The organism is Pseudoxanthomonas sp. LjRoot204_2, from assembly GCF_056175765.1.
Map to the genome: position 1 here is coordinate 1 of NZ_JBGFFG010000536.1, position 2,006 is coordinate 2,006.

General features: G+C 65.7%; 1 protein-coding gene. It reads left to right on the forward strand.

The features are described 5' to 3' along the window. A partial coding sequence (locus AC04L7_RS17595; protein ID WP_475513554.1) for a TonB-dependent receptor occupies positions 1-2,006 on the forward strand: 2,006 nt, incomplete at both ends.

Here is a 2,006-nt window from a genome sequence, read left to right on the forward strand (position 1 = left end):
CGACCACGCCGATCCAGGAAAACCAGGTCGGCCTGTACGAGCCGTGGCAGGCCATCGGCGACAACTGGCGCCCGGGCGTGCCGGCAGGCACGTTCTACTCCGACGGCATCAAGGCGCTGCGGCGGACCGGCGAAACCAAGCGCGATGGCGTGATGGCCACGCTGCAGTTCCGTCCGTCCAACGCCTGGACCAGCACGCTGGACCTGTTCCACTCCGAAGCCGAGCAGGTCAGCACCGCGAACCAGTTCGAAGTGCACATCGGCGACTACAACGGCGGCTACGGTCGCCTGGACGTCGACAACCCCGTCATCAACGGCAACGACACGTTCACCGGCGGCACGGCCAACAACGTGTACCCGCTGGTGCGCGGCATGTACAACTACCGCGAAGACGAGATCAACGCCTTCGGCTGGAACAACGAGTTCAATGTCGGTTTGGTGCGCCTGACCGCCGACGTCAGCTGGTCGAAGACCAAGCGCGACGAGATCAACCTCGAGAACAACACCCAGCGCCTGCCGGCGCCGCAGCTGGATTCGGTGGACCTGACGTTCCGTTCGGGCGGCTTCTCGCAGATCAACCCGGGCTTCGACTACTCGGATCCGTCGCAGCTGTTGCTGGCCAACACGATCTACGGCTCGGGCTACGGCAAGACCCCGAAGGTCGAGGACGAACTGAAGGGCGTCAAGCTGGCGGCGTCGTTCCCGCTGCCGGAAGCGCTGGGCTGGTTCACCGATCTCGATGTCGGCCTGAACTATGCCGATCGCGAGAAGAGCAAGCGCCAGCCCGAGGGCAACATCAACCTCGGCGCACAGGGCGTCACCGCCGTCGGGTCCGACCTGCAGTACGGCCTGGTGGACCTGCGGTTCGCCGGCATCGGCTACATCCCGTCCTGGAACGTGCCGGCTGCGGTCGCGCGCTACATGACGTTCAATCCCGTCGACGATCTGTCCTACCTGATTCCCAAGGCATGGGACGTCAACGAGAAGATCTCCACGGGCTTCGCACGCGCCAACCTCGATACCGAATGGGGTTCCGTGCCGGTGCGCGGCAACATCGGCGTGCAGATCCAGCACGTCGACCAGTCGTCGACGTCGCGCTACTGGGACAGCACCCAGCCGGCGGGCAGCAACGTGCAGCCGGTCGAGCGTGGCAAGACCTATACCGAAGTGCTGCCCAGCATGAACCTGGCGTTCTCGCTGCCGGCCGACCAGACGCTGCGCGTCGGCCTGGCCGAGCAGGTGGCCCGTCCGCGCGTGGATGAGCTGCGCGCTTCGCTGGAGTTCGGCGTCAATACCGCGACCGGCGAGCCGGGCGGCAGCGGCGGCAACCCGGAACTGGAGCCCTGGCGCGCCTACGCCTTCGACCTGTCGTACGAAAAGTACTTCGGCACGAAGGCGTACGTGGCCGCGGCGTTCTTCTACAAGGACCTGCGCACCTACATCTACACGGAATCGCGCGACGGCTTCGACTTCAGCGACTTCCTGGTCGACTACGTGCCCGGTCCGGGCGAGCCGCCGACGCAGAGCACCGGTCGCTTCACGGCGCCCTACAACGGCAAGGGCGGCAAGATGCAGGGCATCGAGCTGACTGCATCGCTGCCGCTCGACCTGTTCAGCGACGCGCTGGAAGGCTTCGGCGTGATCGCCAGCGCGAGCTTCAACGACAGCGACATCACCATCCCGCCGCCGCCGGGGTCCACCAACAGCGTCGGCAGCCAGGACATCGCGCTGCCGGGCCTGTCCGAGCGCACGTTCAACTTCACCGCGTACTACGAGCGCAACGGCTTCGAAGCGCGTGTCAGCCAGCGCAAGCGTTCGGATTTCATCGGCGAGATCGGCAACTTCGACGGCGACCGCACCCTGCGTTACGTGGTCGGCGAGGACGTCACCGACGCCCAGGTGAGCTATTCGTTCCCGGACGGCCATGCCTTGAACGGACTGAGCTTCCTGTTCCAGGTCAGCAACCTCACCGACGAGGCCTACCAGACCTACGCCGGCACCAAGGAC